21 protein-coding genes are annotated in these 17,867 nt (G+C 66.5%); 14 read left to right on the top strand and 7 right to left on the bottom strand.

Annotation, left to right across the window (positions count from 1 at the left end; translation table 11 throughout):
* Window positions 1–11: 11 nt before the first annotated feature.
* The 3 genes from ACPTTF_RS38005 to ACPTTF_RS37995 all read right to left on the bottom strand — a co-directional run bounded on the left by ACPTTF_RS38005 (window position 12) and on the right by ACPTTF_RS37995 (window position 2,647).
* Window positions 12–725 (bottom strand): dienelactone hydrolase family protein, encoded by a 714-nt coding sequence (locus ACPTTF_RS38005; protein WP_166966348.1) that lies wholly within the window; start codon window positions 723–725, stop codon window positions 12–14.
* Between the two features lie 322 nt (window positions 726–1,047).
* The gene (locus tag ACPTTF_RS38000) at window positions 1,048–1,359 is read right to left on the bottom strand and encodes a DUF4148 domain-containing protein (RefSeq protein WP_423372594.1); all 312 of its coding nucleotides are present in this window, start codon (window positions 1,357–1,359) and stop codon (window positions 1,048–1,050) included.
* 322 nt (window positions 1,360–1,681) lie between these two features.
* Complete coding sequence (locus ACPTTF_RS37995; protein WP_423372593.1) at window positions 1,682–2,647, bottom strand: GlxA family transcriptional regulator; 966 nt, start codon at window positions 2,645–2,647, stop codon at window positions 1,682–1,684.
* 171 nt (window positions 2,648–2,818) lie between these two features.
* On the opposite strand from ACPTTF_RS37995, the gene ACPTTF_RS37990 reads away from it, so the two are divergent.
* The 6 genes from ACPTTF_RS37990 to ACPTTF_RS37965 all read left to right on the top strand — a co-directional run bounded on the left by ACPTTF_RS37990 (window position 2,819) and on the right by ACPTTF_RS37965 (window position 5,608).
* Window positions 2,819–3,460, top strand: coding sequence for an HD domain-containing protein (locus ACPTTF_RS37990; protein WP_423372592.1), 642 nt, complete (start codon window positions 2,819–2,821; stop codon window positions 3,458–3,460).
* On the top strand, window positions 3,448–3,675 hold the full coding sequence (locus tag ACPTTF_RS37985; protein WP_423372635.1) for a hypothetical protein: 228 nt from the start codon (window positions 3,448–3,450) through the stop codon (window positions 3,673–3,675). The genes ACPTTF_RS37990 and ACPTTF_RS37985 overlap by 13 nt, the downstream gene beginning before the upstream one ends.
* Complete coding sequence (locus tag ACPTTF_RS37980) at window positions 3,672–3,827, top strand: catalase (RefSeq protein WP_423372591.1); 156 nt, start codon at window positions 3,672–3,674, stop codon at window positions 3,825–3,827. The genes ACPTTF_RS37985 and ACPTTF_RS37980 overlap by 4 nt, the downstream gene beginning before the upstream one ends.
* A 270-nt stretch (window positions 3,828–4,097) precedes the next feature.
* Window positions 4,098–4,301, top strand: a complete 204-nt coding sequence (locus ACPTTF_RS37975) for a DUF1289 domain-containing protein (protein WP_423372590.1) — start codon at window positions 4,098–4,100, stop codon at window positions 4,299–4,301.
* 375 nt (window positions 4,302–4,676) lie between these two features.
* Window positions 4,677–5,132 (top strand): type II RES/Xre toxin-antitoxin system antitoxin, encoded by a 456-nt coding sequence (parS, locus tag ACPTTF_RS37970; protein ID WP_031403156.1) that lies wholly within the window; start codon window positions 4,677–4,679, stop codon window positions 5,130–5,132.
* A complete protein-coding gene (locus ACPTTF_RS37965; RefSeq protein WP_423372589.1) occupies window positions 5,129–5,608 on the top strand; it encodes an RES family NAD+ phosphorylase in 480 nt (159 codons plus the stop codon). Before parS ends, ACPTTF_RS37965 begins: the two co-directional genes overlap by 4 nt.
* Before the next feature lie 37 nt (window positions 5,609–5,645).
* Here the strand turns inward: ACPTTF_RS37965 and ACPTTF_RS37960 are convergent, their stop codons facing one another.
* The 4 genes from ACPTTF_RS37960 to ACPTTF_RS37945 form a co-directional block, all read right to left on the bottom strand.
* Window positions 5,646–6,584 (bottom strand): site-specific integrase, encoded by a 939-nt coding sequence (locus ACPTTF_RS37960; RefSeq protein WP_423372588.1) that lies wholly within the window; start codon window positions 6,582–6,584, stop codon window positions 5,646–5,648.
* Window positions 6,585–6,662: 78 nt separating this feature from the next.
* Complete coding sequence (locus ACPTTF_RS37955; protein ID WP_423372587.1) at window positions 6,663–6,908, bottom strand: DUF2165 family protein; 246 nt, start codon at window positions 6,906–6,908, stop codon at window positions 6,663–6,665.
* Window positions 6,909–6,920: 12 nt separating this feature from the next.
* Window positions 6,921–8,282, bottom strand: a complete 1,362-nt coding sequence (locus tag ACPTTF_RS37950) for a uracil-xanthine permease family protein (protein ID WP_423372586.1) — start codon at window positions 8,280–8,282, stop codon at window positions 6,921–6,923.
* Window positions 8,283–8,341: 59 nt separating this feature from the next.
* Entirely contained in the window at window positions 8,342–9,466 is a 1,125-nt protein-coding gene (locus tag ACPTTF_RS37945) for an aryl-sulfate sulfotransferase (RefSeq protein ID WP_423372585.1), read from the bottom strand.
* A gap of 102 nt (window positions 9,467–9,568) precedes the next feature.
* Here ACPTTF_RS37945 and ACPTTF_RS37940 point away from each other — a divergent pair, with 102 nt between their 5' ends.
* The 8 genes from ACPTTF_RS37940 (at window position 9,569) to ACPTTF_RS37905 (ending at window position 17,866) form a co-directional block, all read left to right on the top strand.
* Window positions 9,569–10,525 (top strand): LysR family transcriptional regulator, encoded by a 957-nt coding sequence (locus ACPTTF_RS37940; RefSeq protein WP_423372584.1) that lies wholly within the window; start codon window positions 9,569–9,571, stop codon window positions 10,523–10,525.
* Between the two features lie 234 nt (window positions 10,526–10,759).
* The gene (locus ACPTTF_RS37935) at window positions 10,760–12,748 is read left to right on the top strand and encodes a gamma-glutamyltransferase family protein (RefSeq protein WP_423372583.1); all 1,989 of its coding nucleotides are present in this window, start codon (window positions 10,760–10,762) and stop codon (window positions 12,746–12,748) included.
* 79 nt (window positions 12,749–12,827) lie between these two features.
* Window positions 12,828–13,196, top strand: coding sequence for a hypothetical protein (locus tag ACPTTF_RS37930; protein WP_423372582.1), 369 nt, complete (start codon window positions 12,828–12,830; stop codon window positions 13,194–13,196).
* 321 nt (window positions 13,197–13,517) lie between these two features.
* Window positions 13,518–14,048: a hypothetical protein gene (locus ACPTTF_RS37925; protein WP_423372581.1), complete on the top strand. Its 531-nt coding sequence runs from the start codon at window positions 13,518–13,520 to the stop codon at window positions 14,046–14,048.
* A gap of 375 nt (window positions 14,049–14,423) precedes the next feature.
* A complete protein-coding gene (locus ACPTTF_RS37920; RefSeq protein ID WP_423372580.1) occupies window positions 14,424–15,194 on the top strand; it encodes a hypothetical protein in 771 nt (256 codons plus the stop codon).
* A gap of 157 nt (window positions 15,195–15,351) precedes the next feature.
* Window positions 15,352–15,930, top strand: a complete 579-nt coding sequence (locus ACPTTF_RS37915; protein WP_423372579.1) for a hypothetical protein — start codon at window positions 15,352–15,354, stop codon at window positions 15,928–15,930.
* 78 nt (window positions 15,931–16,008) lie between these two features.
* Window positions 16,009–16,551 (top strand): CbrC family protein, encoded by a 543-nt coding sequence (locus ACPTTF_RS37910; RefSeq protein ID WP_423372578.1) that lies wholly within the window; start codon window positions 16,009–16,011, stop codon window positions 16,549–16,551.
* A 64-nt stretch (window positions 16,552–16,615) separates the two neighbouring features.
* Window positions 16,616–17,866 (top strand): metallophosphoesterase family protein, encoded by a 1,251-nt coding sequence (locus tag ACPTTF_RS37905; RefSeq protein ID WP_423372577.1) that lies wholly within the window; start codon window positions 16,616–16,618, stop codon window positions 17,864–17,866.
* The last annotated feature ends 1 nt before the right edge of the window (window position 17,867 follow it).

Here is a 17,867-nt window from a genome sequence, read left to right as displayed (position 1 = left end):
GCGGCGTAACGTTACCCCTGCTTCGCCCAAAGCGTGCGACCGAAGAACGTCAGCGTGCGATCCCATGCGATTTGCGACCACACCGGATCGAACTGCGTGCCGGCGATGCGGCCGGTGCCGACAGCCTCTTCGTTCGCAAACGCATGATGCGCGAGATAGCGATGGAACTCGAACCCGACCTTCGCATCGGTCAGCTTCTTCTCGAGTGCATCGACCTGGTCGATCGCAAAGAACGCGTCCTGCGTAGCCCAGTGACCCATCAGCGGCACCTTCAGCTTCGCCGGGTCGATGTAGTCGAGCGGCGGGAGGCCGTACCACGTGACGCCCGCATCCGCATCGGCGTACTGCAGCGACAGCAGCGTGAGTGCGCCGCCCATGCAGAAGCCCGTCACCGCGACGCGTGGAGCGAGCGTCTTCAGATAGGCCACTGCACCGGGAATGTCCTGCGAGGCCGCGTCACCGAAATCGAGTCCGGTCATCAGGTGGTGCGCTTCTTCTTCCTCGACCGTCGACTTGCCGCGATACAGGTCGGGCACGAGCGCGAAGTAGCCGCAGCGCGCGAGGCGATCCGCGACGCCGCGGATCTGGTCGTTCAGCCCCCACCATTCCTGGATGATGACGACCGCGGGCGCGCCTTCGGTCTTTGCCGGCGTGGCGAGATAGCCCTGCAGTTCCTGGCCGTCCGGGCGTCGAAACGTGATCATGGAACCGGATGTTTGAGACATGAAACCGCTCCTTTTCGAAAAATGCGATGAGTGCGGCATCGGGGCCGGCCTGCGGCGCGGCGACGATCGGGCAAGCCGGGCGTCGTGGTTCCGCTCGCGTTCGTTTCGGCCGGCACCGACCACGCGGCCATTCTATGCGCAAACACCGGCTGCCTGCGTGAACGACACGGCACGGCAAGCTGTTCGCAAGACAGCGTCAGGCGAAGGGCGCGATCCGTTCCCGGAGCGGATGATCGAAAAGCGACACCCCGCCCCGATGAACGGGAGCGGGGTGTCGTGGGTGCCGCTCGCGTATCGGAATACGCGAGCGCGTGACGGGCGCTTACTGGCCGAAATACACGGAGTCGCGGCCGTCCTGCCTGACAGCGATCGCGCGGCCGGCGCGTACGCCGGCGGCGGCTTGCGCGCCGTAGCCGGTTTCATCGGCGTTCGTCACGCGGGTCTGTGCGGTTTGCAGCGCGCGCGGGTAATACTGGTCGGAGACTTCGGGCTTGTAGCCGGCCTGTTCGAGCTGGACGAGTTCCGCGCGCACCTGGGCACGCGTCAACTGGCCCGACGGGTTCGATTGTGCGAATGCGCCGTACGAGGCGGACAGGGCGGTTGCGGCGACGACAGCGTAGATGAACGACTTCATGATGACCTCCGGTTTCATTGATTTCGCGCTTCGCTTGTTGCGTTCAGCGGTTGATTGCATCGTAGCGATCGCGTTACCGGTCGGAAATACGCGTTCCAGCGAATAATTATTGCAACTGGGTAAACGATCTGAGCAGGTGCGTGTTTTCGTCTGATGATTGCGGGCCGGCCCCGTGCTCGATCAGGACTTCGGACGAGGCTTCCAGTGGGGCGACGTCGTCGATCGGCCGGTGGCCGCACGACGATCAAATAAATCGCATTCCGAAGTATGCGAGCAGGGCCGTCGATATCGATCGTGTCGTATCGCGTGTGTACTGCCCGCGTCACTCGGCCAGGACTGCCTGCCGTTTCCGGTATTCGGCGGGCGTGATTCCGACGTGCCGGGTGAACGACCGCCTGAGCGTATCGACATTCGCGAAGCCGCATTTCGCGGCGACCTGCTTCGGCGTGTCGTGGCCGTTCTCGAGCAACTGGCGGGCCGCCGAAATGCGGGTCGCCTCGACCCAGGCGGCCGGCGTCATGCCGACTTCCGCGCGGAACAGCCGTGCGAAGTGGCGCGGGCTCATGCCTGCATGCTTCGCCATCTCCGCCACCGAGTGCTCGAGTTCCGGATTCGCCGCGATCCAGCGCTGGACCTCCTGCAACACCGAACGCCCGGCGGGGCGCGCTTCGCCCTTGCGGCTGAACTGGAGTTGCCCGCCCGGGCGCTTGAAGAACATGACCAGTTGCGCGGCGACGCGCCGCGCGATTTCGCGGCCGAGATCTTCCTCGACCAGCGCGAGCGCGAGATCGAGCCCGGCCGTGACGCCGGCGCCGGTGCGCAGCTTGCCGTCGCGCACGTACAGCGCGTCCGCGTCGACGTCGAGCGACGGATAGGCATCGGCAAGCGCGTCGGCGGCAGCCCAGTGCGTGGTCAGGTGACGCCCTTTCAGCAGGCCGGTGGCCGCAAGGATGAACGCGCCGGTGCAGATCGAGCCGTAGCGCTTGCTCTGCACGGCCGCCGCTCGCAGCCACGCGAGGACGTCGGTGCGCAGTGCGATCCGGCCGGCGCTCGGCGCGCCGGCGACCAGCAGCGTGTCGAGGCGCTCGGGAATGTCGGGAACGATCCAGTCGGGCAGCAACTGCGCGCCGGACGAACTGCGGATCGGGCCGGACTCGCTCGCAATGATCCGCAACGTATAGAACGGCTTCCCGCATTCGGCGTTCGCTTGCGCGAAGACGTCGAGCGGTGCGGAGACATCGAGCAGTTGAACGCCCGGAACGGCGAAAATTCCCACGACCTTCGGCATGATCGATTGCGTGTTGTGTCGAACGTGACGGGGAGCAGTATAGAGGTGCAAGCGATGCAGCGGGCATGGTGTCCGTCCGTCGCGCAAAATGGCAGGATTTGACGTAGTGCGTCTATTGAAGCCAGCTATCGGGCTCCGGAGAATCAAGGGTGTTTCCAATGGAGGTCGATCATGACTGAGAACGTTGCAGGCATCACCATTCCCGACAGCCAACTGACGCGCGAGATCACCGAGCTCGTTCGCGATACCGCGTCGCCGTTACTGTTTCATCATTCCAGCCGCGTCTTCTATTTCGCGGCGCTCGCGGGCCAGCGGCGCGGGCTCAAATACGACCCCGAGCTGCTCTACTGCGGCTGCATGTTTCATGACATGGGGCTCACGCACCAACACAGCAGCGCATGCGAGCGGTTCGAAGTGGACGGTGCCAACGCCGCCCGCGATTTCCTGAAGGGCAAGGGCATCTCGCAGCAGGATATCGATGTCGTATGGACTTCGATCGCACTGCATACCACGCCCGGTATCCCGCAGCACATGCATCCGGTGATCGCGCTCGTTACCGCAGGCGTCGAGATGGACGTGCTGGGCCTGACGTATCCGGAATACAGCGACGTCGAGCGCGAGGCCGTCGTGCGCGCGCATCCGCGTACGCCGCACTTCAAGGAAGACATCATCCAGGCGTTCTACGACGGGATCAAACACAAGCCTGACACGACGTTCGGCAACGTGAAGGCCGACGTGCTCGGAGACAAGGATCCGCATTTCCACGCCGGCAATTTCTGCAGCGTGATCCGGTCGTCCGCGTGGGCGGGCTGATTGTTCGCGGTATGGCGCACGATCGCGGGAACCGAGACGAGATCGTGCGCACAACGTTAGCCAAGTGTTCCAATTTAGTCAGGAGTGCGATCGTATATGGTAGATCGCACGATCGAACGCTGATCCAGGCGAACGGCGCGACGGCCGGCGACAACGCCATCATCAAGATGACCGGCCCCGCGCCGTTGCTGAATGCCTGGCTGCTCGCGAAGTGATCCCGGAGCAGCGCACGCATGCGAAGAGGGCGGATGCGTACGGCACGCTTACCGTGACGCACGGCATTAGCCGATACACGAGGGCGAAAACCGTCTCGGCGATCGGCAAGCGGGCCCGGATGTTTGCACACGCTTTCGACGCTCGCCGGTGAACGTGGTGCGGAAGGCGCTGTTGTGCAACACCACGCGTCAGATCGCCGGGGTGTCGAAGAACATCCTTCACGACAAATCGGCAACTGCGAGAAGACCGGCTCGGCTTATGGTGTGGACATCACGGTGATTTGGGGGCGGCTGGCGGCGTCCTTGAAGCAAGCGGGACGGGGCGGCGGTGCGGCACCGGCCGCGTTACCGGCGAAAAGGTACCCGTGTATGGGAGCGTGATTCGTTGCGCTGCCGGATTTTCAATCGATACGGGCGCTCCAATGGCTTCCACGCTTCACGACGTACCCGATAGCCCCTGTGTCGGCGTGTGCTCGACACCGTTCGACGATGTCTGCAACGGATGTGGCCGAACGGCCGACGAGGCGTCGCACCGGGTGTTCATGAGCGGCGACGAGAAACGTGCGATATGGGAACGCATCCGATGCGAGGGCACGGCAATGCGTTTCCGTCGCGACAACCGGTGATTTGCCAGAAGCGGCGTTCTGAGTGACGGGGCCGCGCTTGACGAATATCTCCCTGTCCTAGGCGAACCTCTCGCCTTTTTGCAGAAGAATGAACCGGCAAAATGGGAGCAAATGGAATCAGTAAAAAGGTTGTTACGTGACAACCGCACGACGCATTTCCGGACTTTATATACTGAAAAAGTGCATCCCATCACCCAGGCGAATCTTCGATTCGCGACTCGGGCAACTTGCCTCCAGGCGGGCGGGTCACGTTCGTTCCCGCCTTCGCAGACGCTCCGACGCTTGCCACAGGCTCGCTCTCCCTCCCTTTCCCGCAGTCTCCCGCAAGTTTCGGCAAAACGCCTATAATGATTGGGCAAATTGCCGGGAGGCATCATGAGCACCATTGCTTTTCATCCTTCGGGCGTCGCGCATCCGCGTCAGGCCGAATTCACGATTCTCGAACAACTGCTGGCGATCCGCGTCCGATCGGGGGCCGATCTGGCCGAGCTGGCGAGCGCGCGCGTCGACGTCTCAGTGATCGACCGGCTGTCCGAGCGCGGGCTGAAATCGGACGAACTGGCCTTCATCATTCCGCGCCGCACGCTGAGCCACCGTCGCCAGGCGCACGAACGCCTGTCGCCGGAGGAATCCGACAAGGCGATCCGTCTCGCGCGCATCGTCGCACAGGCGACGGCCACGTTCGGCGACCAGGACAAGGCGATGGCGTGGCTGCGCAACGGGCTGCAGCGCTTCGGCGGCCGCACGTCGCTCGACATGGCGAGCACCGAGCATGGCGCACGGCTCGTCGAGGAAGTCCTCACGCAGATCGACGAGGGGTACTTCGCTTGACGACGCTGTGGCGGATCAGCAATTTCGCCGACCTGAAAGGCATCGGCGGGTTGCGCGCCGGCGGGCGCTGGCATTTCGCCGGGCAGCCCGTCGTGTATCTCGCCGAGCATCCGGCGCTCGCGTTGCTCGAGACGCTCGTTCATTTCGAAATCGCCACGGTCGCGCAGTTGCCGAGCGGATACCAGTTGCTTCGCGTCGAGGTGGCCGATTCGGTCGATATCGCCGAAATCGTGGAGAGCGACGCGCCGGACGACTGGCGAACCAACGTCGACTGGACCCGCAGCGCCGGTACCGAGTGGCTGCACACGCAGCCGAGCGCGCTGCTGCGCGTGCCGAGCGTCGTCGTGCCACACGCGCACAACTTCCTGCTGAATCCGCTGCATCCGGCTGCTTCCGAGGCTCGTATCGCCGAAGTCATGCAATCACCGTACGACACCCGGATTCTGCGGCTGGTCCAGTCGAAGCCGGGCGAATAGGGAACCGGGCAGCACGAGGCCCGAGCCTGACGCGGGATCAGCGCTCGTGGGCGGCGCGATCCGCGGCCGCATCGGGCGGCAGCGTCTGCCGGATGCGCGTGACCGTTCGCGTACTGACGAGACCGAGCATCGCACTGACGTCGGCATGCGCGTGGCCGGCAAGCAACTGGCGGCGCGCAACCGTATTGCGCAGCACGCGCGGGCTCATGTCCGCCGCGTGGAAGCCGATCGCGGTCAGCGCGTCGCGCACCACGAGCAGCAGGAACATGTCGTTCATCGCGCCCCCGCCGCGCGGCGCGGGAAACAGCAACGCGGATGGTGGTGCGTCTGCCGAGCGCGCGCGCCATGCGGCGAGCGGCGCCAGTGCAAATTCGGCGAGCGCGATCCGGCGCGCCGGTCGTGCCCGATCCCGCGGCACGGATAGCGCAGGCGGCCGCGCGTCGAGTTCGGGCGCGTCGTGCGTCGTCGCGCGTATCTCCGCCGACGTGATGCCGCTCGCGAGCAGCAGCGCGACGATCGCGCGATTCCGGCAGTCGGCCGGCGTGTCGCCCGGTCGAGGCTGCACATGGCGTTGCAGTGCCGCGTCGGCATCGGGCGGCAGGTAGCACGGCTCGGGCTCGCCATCCGGCCATGCGAGATCGCGCGTCGTCCGGCCGGACGGATGGATCGTGCGGATGCCGGCTTCGACCAGATGCCGGCCCAGCCGGTCGATCAGCTTCGCGTAGCGCACGCGGGTCGACGTGCCGGGCGCACAGGTGCGCTCGAGTTCCGCCAGGAAGGCCGCGACGTGGTCGGGCCCGAACGTGGCCAGCGTCACGCGGTGTGCGATCAGATGGCGCAGGAACCGTTCGAACATCGCGACGTGCTGCACGACCGAGCGCGGCGCGAACGGCCGGCGATCGGCGCCGGTCGCGGCGGTTTCCTGCCACGCCCGGAAGGCGCCGACGGGGTCGTGAATCCAGCGATTCGTGTCCATGCCCGATTTATAGCCGGAACGCGGTGGCTCAGGCAATCGGTCAGATGGCCAGCGGGCCAGCCCGACGCAACCGACGCGTCAGTGCGCGGTACGCGCGTCGCCGATGCCGTTGTTGTGCATCGTCAACCACGCGAGCAGCAGTGTTTTGAAGAAACGGAGCGCGTCTGGCACACCGTTCAATTGCTTCGGGATCCGAATCCTGAACCACCCGTGGCTGACCGACATGAACTCGGCGCGTCGCGTGAGGAGACCGAGCGTCAGGCCGGCAATCGCAAACGAACCGGCCGCGCGGAGCACAATATCGCGGCCACGCGGCACCGTCACCAGACACCACCATCAACCGTCGCGCGAAGGCGAAGAAGCCGCCACCACTGCCGCGCTTGCCTGCCCGCTAATCCGCGCAAATGCAGCGAACGCCAGTTGCGTCGCGATGGCCGCGAGCGTGCCGGCCGCCATGCCGTTGCCGAGCACGATCTGCACGGGCGCGCCGAAATGTCGATACAGGTTCGGCACGAGGATCGGTGCAAGGCCGACGACGAGCGCGGCCGCGAGCGTGTACTGGTTGGCGCGCGTATGCAAGTCGACGCCGGCGAGCAGCCGGATGCCCATCACGCCGATCATCGCGAACACGACCAGCGCCGTGCCGCCGACCACGGCGGCCGGAATCGCATACGCAAGCCGCGCGAGCGGCGCGAACAGCGCGATGACGATCAGGATCGCGCCGGCCGCAGCCGTCACGTAGCGCGAGCGCACGCCGGTCGTTTGCACGACGCCGATATTCTCGGCGCTGGTCACGATCAGCGGCGTGCCGAACAGCGCGCCGACGAGCGATGCCAGCGCATCGCCGCGTATCGTCTTCGGCACGTCGCGCCGCAGCGAGATCGGCTTGCCGCACGTTTCGCCGACGGCGACCGTTTGCGCGGTGGCCTCGGCCATCGAGATCGCGGTGAAGATCAGCAGCGGCAGCGCGGCCAGCACGTCGAAGCGCGGCATTCCGAACGGCAGCCATACCGGATGCGTGAACAGCGGGCCGCGCCACACGTCGGCGAGCGCGGGCATCGCATCGAGCGCCCAGCCGAGCATCGCGCCGGCCATCAGGCCTATCAGCACCGCGAGACGCCCGAGCGTGCCGCGGAACGCCCCCGCGACGACCACCGTGGCGACGATCGTCGCTAGCGCGAGACCAAGTGCGCGCGGTTGTGCGAAGTCGGCCGAACCGGGCTGGCCGACGACGATCGTCGCGTAGATCCGGATCAGGTTGACCGACACGAGCAGCAGCATCGCGCCGACGACGATGCGCGGGAAAAGCCGCAGGCAGCGCGTGAAGACGGGCAGCAGCACCCAGTAGAACGCGCTGGCGAGCAGCGCCGCGCCGGCTGCAGTCGGCAGGCCCGATTGCGCGGCGATGCCGGCGAACAGCATCGTCGGTGCGCCGCCGGGCACCATCACGAACGGCATGCGCGCGCCGATCGGGCCGGCGCCGAGCGATTGCAGCAGCGTGCCGATCCCGCAGGCGAAGAACGTCGCGCCGATCAGCTGGACCGTGAGGTCCGCTGGCAGCGTGAGCACTTTTGCGATCAGGAACACGGCCGTGATCGGGGACGCGGCCATCGACAGCACGTGCTGCAGCCCGAACAGCGCGAGCTGCCACGCGGGCAGCCGTGCGTCGACGGGCGTTGGGATCGGATCGTGCGACACGGCAGGCCCCTCGGAAGCGAACGGCGACGAGCGCCGGAAACCGGCGGTGAACGGCAAGGTCAGGCCCGCAGCCAGGGCAGTTGCGCGGCGCTGTATCGGAACGTCTGGAACACGCTGTTGAGCTGGCCCGGGCCGGTCTTGCGCGCGGCTTCGTCCGGGTATTCGGCGAACCACGGAATCACGTATTCCCAGACGACCTCGCCGGCGGGCGTCACTTCGAACAGCCGGCCCGTCGACGATTCGGTGACGTGCGTGTTGCCGTTCGGCAAGCGCTGCGCGTTGCCCATGAACGGCGTGTAGAACAGGTTCACGACGTCGTCCGCATACGACCACACGACGCGCTGCGTCGCAGGGTCGATCTCGACGACCCGCGAGAACACGACGTGCGCGCCGTGGCGGAAATTGCCGTTGTCGAACGCGAGGATGTTGCCGTTTGCGAGCGGCACCGGCGCATGCTGGTGCGACACGACGTCGGGCCCGATCCGCAGGTCGACGCGGCCGGTTTCGCGGTTCACGCCGATGATGCCGGACGTTGTGCGCAGGCTCATCAGCACGCGGCCGTTCGCGTCGACCGCGAGGCCGTTGACGAGTGGCCAGTGATACCGCCCGAAGCCGGCGGCGATCGGGAAATCCTCGGGCCGCAGATGTTCGCGCGCATGCCATTCCCACACGATCTGCCCGGCCCGGTTCACTTCGCGGATCACGTCCGCGTACATCACTTCGTCGTCACCGTGCGGCGTGCCGCCCGGCACGCGCTGCGCAAATGCCGCGTCGACCGGTTCGCATGCGGCGTAGAGCAGGTTGCCGTTCGGCAGCCACTGCGCATCGTGGTGGTGTGCGGGATCCTCGTAGCGCCACACGGTTTCGCCTTGCGGCGTGACTTCGTAGAAGTCGCCGCCGTGCCACATCGACCACGGCGCATAGCGCGATTCGGATTGCGGATGATTGCCGTTGTAGCCGAGGTTGCCGTTCGCGAGGATGACCGCGTGTCGGCCAGGGCGCACGGGCATCTTCCACTGATGGGCGACTTCACCGTCGATGCCGACGAGATAGACGTTGCCGTCGGCCGTCTGCGGCGCGATGAGCGTATAGCCGCCCGCGGAGAGTGCGGGATCGTGGGCGATGAGGCCGACGCCACGGCGGCGCTGGGTAATCTGGTCGACGGTTGTCACTGCGGTCTCCATTCGAATCGGATACGGGGATGCAGCGGAATCTAGACGATCCGGGCAGTCAGTAAAATCGGATTATTCTTGACGGCCTGTTCGGAAAAATCTAACGGATCCTTCATGCGTTCGATATCGCAGACATTCCGCTGTTTCGACGAAGTCGCGCGACGCGGCTCGATTCGCAAGGCGGCCGACGCGCTGCACCTGACCGCCGCAGCAGTGCACCAGCAGATCCGCAATCTCGAGGAGCAGGTCGGCGTGCCGCTGTTCGACCGGTTGCCGCGCGGCATGCAGCTGACGCTTGCCGGCGAGATCGTGATCGCGGCCGTGCGCCGCGGCCAGCGCGACTTCGACAATGCGCTCACGCAGGTCGAGGATCTGCGCGCGCTGCGCCGCGGCCACGTGAACCTGGCGGTGCCCGCATCGACCGCGGAAAGGCTCGTGCCCGACGCGATCCTCGCCGCGATGCAGCGCTATCCGGGCGTCACGTACAGCGTGCGCTCGGGAAATGGCGAGAGCATCGTGCGTTGGGTCGAGACGGGCGAGGCCGACATCGGCTATGCGCTGCGCCGGCGCACGTCGGCGGGCGTCGTCGAGGTGCGGGCGTTCGCCCAGCCGCTGGGCGTCGTCACGGCGCCCGGCCATCCGCTCGCGGTGTCCGGCGGCAAGGTGCGGGTGCGCGACTGCTTCGCGCATCCGCTGATCCTGATGACGCCCGACACGGAGCTGCGCGCGATGTTCGACCAGATCGATGCGCGACAACCGCGCAACGTGCGGCCGCTGGTCGAGACGGGTTCGGTGCCGATGGTGCGGCGCCTCGCGGCCGAAGGCGCGGGTGTCGGCTTCCTGATCGCCGAGAACGTCGCGGACGACGTGGCCGCCGGCCGGCTCGCGTGGACGCCGCTAGCCGATGCGGGCGCGCGCTCGTTCAGCTGCATCTACCAACGGGCGGACATGAGCGCGACCGTCGCCATGACGATGTTCCTCGAGTTCTTCTCCGAGGCGATCGAAGCGATGGAGGACGGTTTCGCGCGCGACGGCCGGACAGCCGGCAAGCGCCGTCGGGCTGCAAGATAACGACAGCGGCCGCGCGAGCGCATCGCATCGCACTGCGATGCAGTGCAGTGCAGCACGCGAACCCACGTGCGTGCCGCGGTGACGTTGCGCATGCAACGTCCGGCCGCATTACGTCATTTCCTTATTGCGGAAAAAATTTTGTTCATGGGACTATCGAACGCGTTGCCGGCGCACCGAGGGGGTCGCAGGCAGCGCGATGTCCATCGCAACGACCTACAAGAACATCGGCAGACAATGAACAGAACAGCGATTTTCCCGTATGCATCCGCGTTGCTCGCGGCCGCCATGATGACGGCTTGCGGCGGCAACGACATCGAAACCGACGCAGGCGCCACGACGACACCCGCGGCCGACACGAGCTGTCTCGCAATCGACAACAGCGGCTCGACTGTCGTGGTCGGGTCGAACCAGCCGGGCGATCCGTCGCTGCCGGAAGCGTCGTCCGGTTATCGCACCGGGATGAAGCCCGTCTACGCGAAAACGTATCTGGTGGCCACGTCGAACGCCTACGCGAGCGCGGCCGGTTGCGCGGTGCTGAAGAAGGGCGGCACGGCCGCCGACGCGGCGGTCGCCGTGCAGGCCGTGCTCGGCCTGACCGTGCCCGAAGCGACGGGCCTCGGCTCGGGCGGGGTGCTGCTCTACTACGATGCGCGCGGCAAGACGCTGCAGGCGTATGACGGCCGGGAAACCGCGCCGGCCGCTGCGACGGAGAACTACCTGCGCTACGTCGATGACGCGACCGACCAGTCCGCGCCGCTGCCGAATGCACGTGCGAGCGGCCGCTCGATCGGCACGATCGGTGTACCGAGGCTCATCGAGGCGCTGCAGCAGGATCACGGCCGGCTGCCGTGGCAGAACCTGTTCGGCGATGCGATCACGCTCGCGACCAACGGCTTCCCGATCGGCGGCCGCCTTGCCGACGCGATCGCGGCGAACGCCGCGAACCTGAAGCGCGACCCCGAGGCCGCCGCGTATTTCCTGAACGCCGACGGTTCACCGAAGACGCTCGGCACGGTCCTGAAGAATCCGGCGTATGCGCGCACGCTGACGCTGATGTCGCAGTCGGGTGCGAACGCGCTGTACACGGGGCAGATCGCGCAGGACATCGTCGCAAAGATCGCGACGACGAAGGGCGCCGATGGCTCGACGCTCACGCCGGGCAAGACGACCGTCGCGGATCTGGCCGCGTACCAGGCGAAGCGCCGCGAACCCGTGTGCACGACCTATCGCAGCTACTGGGTGTGCGGGATGCCGCCGCCGTCGTCGGGCGGCATCGCGGTTGCGTCGGCGCTCGGCATTCTCGAGAACTACGACCTGAAGTCGCTGAAGCCGACGGCGATCGATCTGGAAGGCGGCAAGCCGACCGTCGCGGGCGTGCACCTCGTCACCGAGGCCGAGCGGCTCGCGTATGCCGACCGCGACAAATACGTGGCCGATACGGATTTCGTGCCGCTGCCGGGCGGCACGTGGAACACGCTGCTGAACAAGCCGTACCTGAAATCGCGCGCGGCGCTGATCGACCCGACCAAGAGCATGGGGACCGCGCAGCCCGGCAATCTCGGCGCGGTGCCGCTCGGGGTCGACACGACGCTGATCGAGCACGGCACGAACCAGTTCACGATCGTCGACGGCGACGGCAACGTGCTGAGCGCGACGACCACGGTCGAGTCGAGCATGGGCTCGTTCCACATGACCAACGGCTTCCTGCTGAACAACCAGTTGACCGATTTTTCCGCGAACCCGGTCGACAGTTCGGGCAATCCGGTGGCCAACCGCCTGCAGCCGGGCAAGCGGCCGCGCAGCTCGATGGCGCCGACGATCGTGTTCGGTCAGGCCGCGGACGGCTCGCGCGGTGACTTCGTGATGGCCACCGGCTCGCCGGGCGGCGGCACGATTCCGCAATACGTGGTCAAGACGCTCGTCGGCGCGCTCGACTGGGGGCTCGACGCGCAGCAGTCCGCAGGGCTTGTCGACTTCGGCGCGAGCAACAGCCCGACGACCACGATCGGCGGCGAGCATCCGAACGTCAACACGGCGAACAACGGCGCGAACGATCCGCTGATCACGGGGCTGCTCGCGCTCGGGCACAAGGTGTCGACGTCCGCGCAGGCAAGCGGCGTCAACACAGTGATGCGCGTGACGGTCGGCCAGTCGCCTGCGTTGCAGGGCGGCACCGATCCGCGGCGTGAAGGCGTCGTGCTCGGCGATACGTTCCGGCCATAATCGGGCGGTACGCACGCGGCCCCGATGTGCCCGTATTTGCCAACGGGCGGTCGGGGCCGTGCATCGCGAAGGAGCCGCAATGACGCACGCATATCTGCTTGAAATGGACGCCATCCTGTCGGTGCCGGGATTTTTCGATTTTCTCGGAGACCTGGATTGCGACCGCGCGCTGGACAGTCGCGATGCCGAGCCGTTCGATGCGCAGTGGATGGCGTCGTTCGACGAATTCGACGGAGATCCGGGCGCAGCGCTCGAGCGGCCGGCCGTGGACGCGCTGAGGGAAAAGGCGTTCAGGCTCGCGTTCGGTGCATCGGGGAACGCCGCAGTTGCAGCGTGCGTGTCCGACGATATCGAGCTGATCGCGAGAAGCCGGTTGTCACGCGGTATCGACAGCTGGCCTAACAACGTCCTTTGGAATGCTTATAGAAGCGGTCGGTTTCCCTGCTAGCCGCTTCCAGCCATTTCGCTTGCCTGGTTTCCCGATCCGTGGCGATCGGCCGCGTCGCCGTCGCGGAATGCTCCGCGCGGCACACCTCGACGTCCGCCCCGTCTGCCGGACCACCCCGTCCCGATCCCGTTGCAAGCCCCCGATTGTCAAACTGTGTGAGTCAATCGTCAGCATTTGCAACCGAAGTAACAGTCCCCGCAAATCAATCGTTTTGCGCGTTCGCGCCGCTACATTAGCTCCACCTGCCGCACGTCGCGGCAAGGCATGCGACAAGCCGCATGAAGGCGGCCCGCAGCAACAACGTCTTTGGGGAGAATGACCATGAACAAGATTCGTACGATCCTGGTGGGTGCTGCACTGACGGCGATGGCGACTTCGGCTGCGTTTGCACAGACGGCACAAACCGGTGCCCAGGGTTCCGCAGGTGTCGGCGCGCAAGTTCAGACGCCGCTGCTCGGCGGCGGCGTGGGTGTGCAGGGCGGTGCCGGCGCGAATGCGGCAGGTTCGGGCAACGTCGTTGGCGGCGCGCTGAACGGCGTCGGCAAGACGGTCGGCGGCGTGGGTGCGGCGGCCGGCAACGCGGTTGGCGGTGCGACGCATGCGGTCGGTTCGGCAGCGGGCACGGCGAAGGATGCGGCCGCATCGGCCGCCCACTCGACGAAATCGCACGTGAAGCACGTCGCAGGCACGGCGAAGAGCCACGCGCAAGGCGCGGTGTCGACGGCGGGCGACGTCGCCGGCGGCGCGAAGGCGAAGGCCGGTGAGGCGCTCGAAGGCGCGACGAACTCGGTGCAGGGCGGCGCATCGGTCGGTGTGAAGGGTTCGGCGTCCGCGCAAGGCGGCGCGCTGTAAGCGTCACGCTTCCCGACAAGGCCCGGCCCGCTTCGATGCGGGCCGGGCTTTTCTATTGGCGCGCACGGCGCGCCGTTCATCACATCCTCGATACAGGGATGCGTCGACGTTTGCCACCGATCCGGTGACGCGACGCGCACGGGCGCCTTGCCTGATACCCGCCGGCACGCGACCGCAACAAGCGGCGTGTGCGCCCCCTGCCCATTGCCCGCCGGCCATGCTTAAATAGCGGGGCTCCCGGTTGCCGGGCCGCCGGGATCGCGGCGCCGGCCGATACGGGCAAGCATGTCCGATCGACATCGTGACGACAGACGACACCAAAACGCCGTTCCGGCCTGTCCGGCGCGGCCCGATAACATTCCGAGGCATCACGTCATGACCATCCTGTTCCGTCTTCTCGCGCTCGCCTGCGCGCTCTGGCTGGCCGCCTGCGCAGCGCCGCCTCCGCCGTCTGCCAGCACCGGCGCGTCCGCCGCCGCGCCGGACGCCAGCGAACGCCGCGGGCTCGGCACCGCGTGGGGCGAGTCGGTGCGATCCGAAACCCGCCAGGTCGAATTCGAACGCGCGGATCCGGCGAAGCCGACGGATCTCGCGTCGGTCTACTACAACGATGCATTGCCCGGACATCCGTCCGCATCCCAGGTTCGCCGGTTGCCGACCCGCGTCGCGCTCGCCAACGGCGACATCGCGCTGTCGTTTACGGACGAAAAGGGTGCGCCGCTGCGTCTCGCGCGCAGTGACGGCCGCTGGCACATGGCGGGCGTCGAAGGTTCGCGCTACATGATCGTGCTGCGCAACCAGGGGCGCCGTACGTTCGAAGTCATCTCGACCGTCGACGGGCTCGACGTGCTGTCGGGGCGGCCGGGCAGCTATACGAATGGCGGTTACGTGCTGTATCCGGGCCGCACGCTGACGATCGAGGGCTTCCGCAAGAGCCGCGACGAAGTCGCCGCGTTCCGCTTCGCGGCGGTGCCCGACAGCTATGTCGCGAACTCGAAGTACGGCGATGCCGCGAACGTCGGCGTGATCGGCGTCGCGCTGTTCGCGCAGAAGGAGAACGAAGAGGAAGCGCTGCGCCGCAACGCGAATCCGTTCCCCGGCAATGACAACGGCTATGCCCCGCCGCCGGTACCGCGCGGCGAGTGACGTTGCGTCGTGGATCGGCCGCGTGCGTTGCAGCGAACGATCCACGCGGGGCGATCCTGAATCGGGGCTGCCCGAACGGCATGCCGGCGCATACGATGGACTTCACGACAATCCTGCGCGATTCATGCGGACACGGATCAGCCCGACGAAATCACTGATGGCGCTGAAGCTCGTGGCGCTGGCGCTGCTGGCCTCGAATGCCGCCGTTGCCTTCGCCGAAACGCCGGCGCCCGAATCGGTGCGGCTCGCCAAAGGTCACGAGATCGAGTGGACGCGCCCGGGGTTGTTCGAGGTCGATGCAGCCCGCCACAGGAAATCGGCACTGATCGTGCCGGCCGCGCTTCGCCACGCATTGCGCGATGCATCGAGCGTTGCGTTCCCGTCGGATCGTACGAAGCGGATCGACGGCAACGACTATCTGCTGGTCGTCGTCAACCGCTCGTCAAACATCCGTCCGACCGGATATTGCGGCGCGGGCGAAGAGGGGGCGCTGTACGTGCTGGAACTGCACGGCACCCGTGCGGTGCCGCGTCTTTTGCTGCCGGTTCAGAGCTGCATCGACTCCGTTTCGCTCGACACCCATGATGGCGCGCAATCGCCCTACCTGGCGATTGCGTGGCGCGATGACCCGGTCGGCATCGACATCCGGTGGGAATATCTCTCTCGCGGCGGTGCCACGCATCGCGTCTATCGTTTCGTGAACGGCACGTTTGTCGAGGCTGAGGTTCCGCAGTAACGCGGCCGGGCTGCGGCACAATGGCCGTTCGAATTCGCATCGCGTGCTTCCCCACGTTCCGGTCAGACGGAGAACCTCATGTCGCTACCCGCTTTCAGGTACCATCCCGACCCGCTGGCAACGGGCAGCGTGATCCGCTCGGCCGCGCGCTGCGTGTGTTGCGGCGAGGCACGCGGTTACGTGTACGCCGGCCCCGTGTATGCGGTCGACGAGTACGAGCAATGCATCTGTCCGTGGTGCATCGCCGACGGTTCGGCGCACGCGCGGCTCGCGGCAGACTTTACCGACACGGACGGCATCGGCGGCGGCGAATGGGACGAAGTGCCCGACGCGGTCGTCGACGAAATCGCTTGTCGCACGCCGGGCTTCCAGGGCTGGCAGCAGGAACGATGGTGGACGCATTGCGGCGATGGCGCGCAGTTCATCGGCCGTGCGGGTGCCGGAGAACTGAGCGCACTCGGCCCGCAGGCGGTCGCGTCGATTCGGGAATCGACCGGACTCGACGAGGGCGCCGAGTGGGAGCGTTTCCTTGCCGCACTCGACAAGGATGGCTCACCGACCGCGTATATGTTTCGCTGTATCCATTGCGGCGAACTCGGCGGCTACCAGGATTGCGACTGACGGCCTGGCTGGCGGCATCGCACGGGGATCGCAGGCTTTATCGTCATGAAACAGAGGAATCTTCGTGAAGTTCATCCACGCGGCAGACATACACCTTGACAGCCCGCTGCACGGCCTGAGCGCGTATCCCGACGCGCCCGCCGCGCAGTTGCGCAACGCGTCGCGCGAGGCGCTGCGGCAACTCGTGGATCGTGCGATCGAAGAGGAAGTCGCGTTCCTCGTGATTGCCGGCGACCTGTACGACGGCGACTGGAAGGACCACAACACGGGCATCTTCTTTGGCCAGCAGATGGGGCGCCTGCGCAAGGCCGGCATCCGTGCGTTCGTGCTGGGAGGCAACCACGATGCCGAAAGCGAGATGACGAAGAAACTGACGCTGCCCGACAACGTCACCGTGTTCGGCCACCGCAAGGCGGAAACCCACAAGCTGCCTGAATTCGACGTCGCGCTGCACGGGCAGAGCTTCAAGGACAAGGCCGTCGTCGACAATCTCGCGATCGGCTATCCGAACCCGGTGCCCGGTTACTACAACATCGGCGTGCTGCACACGGCGCTCGAAGGTTATGCGGCGCACGCGAACTATGCGCCGTGCACGCTGGCCGAACTCCATGCGAAAGGCTATGACTACTGGGCGCTCGGCCACGTGCACGAATTCCAGCAATGGTCGGGGCCGTCCACGGTGGTGTTTCCCGGCAACCTGCAGGGGCGCCATATCCGCGAGACCGGCCGCCGCGGCGCGGTGCTCGTGACGGTCGAGCAGGGCCGCACGCAGGTCGAGCGTCTGTATCTCGACGTGCTGCGCTGGGAAGCCGTGTCGGTCGACGCGTCCGATTGCCTGACCGTCGCCGACCTGTCGAGAAAGATCGGCCAGTCGCTGGAAGCGCTGCTGACCGTCGACGGCCATGTGCCGCGCGCGGTGCGCGTGACGGTCACGGGGCGTACGCCCGCGCATGGCCTCTTTTTCGGCCGCGCGCCGCAGTTGCGCGCGGAGGTGCTGAACCAGATCGGCATCATCGGCAACGAGCGGCTGTGGCTCGAGAAGGTCCGGCTCGCGACGTCCGCGGCCGATCATCAGCCGGGCGAAAGCGAGCAACTCGAAGCGCTCGAGGACCTGAAGCAGATCCTGGCCGACGCCGCGCGCGATCCGGATTTCCTCGAGCTGCTCGAACGTGACCTGAAGCCGTTCGTCGGCAAGGTGCGCAGTGACGTGAAGGAAGAGGTGCCGTTGTTGACGATGGCGCGCGCGGGCGAGCTCACGGCACTCGTCGAGCAGGTCGGGCCCGCGTTGCTGGCGCGGCTGGCGAGGGGGGAGTAAG

This window comes from Burkholderia crassaminum (assembly GCF_964265005.1).
Taxonomy (GTDB): Bacteria; Pseudomonadota; Gammaproteobacteria; order Burkholderiales; family Burkholderiaceae; genus Burkholderia.
The sequence above is the reverse complement of the archived record's forward strand: the minus strand, read 5'-3'. Positions and strand labels throughout refer to the sequence as shown.

What these genes read in the sequence shown, in the direction of transcription:
- ACPTTF_RS38005 (WP_166966348.1), bottom strand. Translation starts at nt 725, where the DNA reads ATGTCTCAAACATCCGGTTCCATGATCACGTTTCGACGCCCGGACGGC.
- ACPTTF_RS38000 (WP_423372594.1), bottom strand. Translation starts at nt 1,359, where the DNA reads ATGAAGTCGTTCATCTACGCTGTCGTCGCCGCAACCGCCCTGTCCGCC.
- ACPTTF_RS37995 (WP_423372593.1), bottom strand. Translation starts at nt 2,647, where the DNA reads ATGCCGAAGGTCGTGGGAATTTTCGCCGTTCCGGGCGTTCAACTGCTC.
- ACPTTF_RS37990 (WP_423372592.1), top strand. Translation starts at nt 2,819, where the DNA reads ATGACTGAGAACGTTGCAGGCATCACCATTCCCGACAGCCAACTGACG.
- ACPTTF_RS37975 (WP_423372590.1), top strand. Translation starts at nt 4,098, where the DNA reads ATGGCTTCCACGCTTCACGACGTACCCGATAGCCCCTGTGTCGGCGTG.
- parS (WP_031403156.1), top strand. Translation starts at nt 4,677, where the DNA reads ATGAGCACCATTGCTTTTCATCCTTCGGGCGTCGCGCATCCGCGTCAG.
- ACPTTF_RS37960 (WP_423372588.1), bottom strand. Translation starts at nt 6,584, where the DNA reads ATGGACACGAATCGCTGGATTCACGACCCCGTCGGCGCCTTCCGGGCG.
- ACPTTF_RS37945 (WP_423372585.1), bottom strand. Translation starts at nt 9,466, where the DNA reads ATGGAGACCGCAGTGACAACCGTCGACCAGATTACCCAGCGCCGCCGT.
- ACPTTF_RS37940 (WP_423372584.1), top strand. Translation starts at nt 9,569, where the DNA reads ATGCGTTCGATATCGCAGACATTCCGCTGTTTCGACGAAGTCGCGCGA.
- ACPTTF_RS37935 (WP_423372583.1), top strand. Translation starts at nt 10,760, where the DNA reads ATGAACAGAACAGCGATTTTCCCGTATGCATCCGCGTTGCTCGCGGCC.
- ACPTTF_RS37930 (WP_423372582.1), top strand. Translation starts at nt 12,828, where the DNA reads ATGACGCACGCATATCTGCTTGAAATGGACGCCATCCTGTCGGTGCCG.
- ACPTTF_RS37925 (WP_423372581.1), top strand. Translation starts at nt 13,518, where the DNA reads ATGAACAAGATTCGTACGATCCTGGTGGGTGCTGCACTGACGGCGATG.
- ACPTTF_RS37920 (WP_423372580.1), top strand. Translation starts at nt 14,424, where the DNA reads ATGACCATCCTGTTCCGTCTTCTCGCGCTCGCCTGCGCGCTCTGGCTG.
- ACPTTF_RS37915 (WP_423372579.1), top strand. Translation starts at nt 15,352, where the DNA reads ATGGCGCTGAAGCTCGTGGCGCTGGCGCTGCTGGCCTCGAATGCCGCC.
- ACPTTF_RS37910 (WP_423372578.1), top strand. Translation starts at nt 16,009, where the DNA reads ATGTCGCTACCCGCTTTCAGGTACCATCCCGACCCGCTGGCAACGGGC.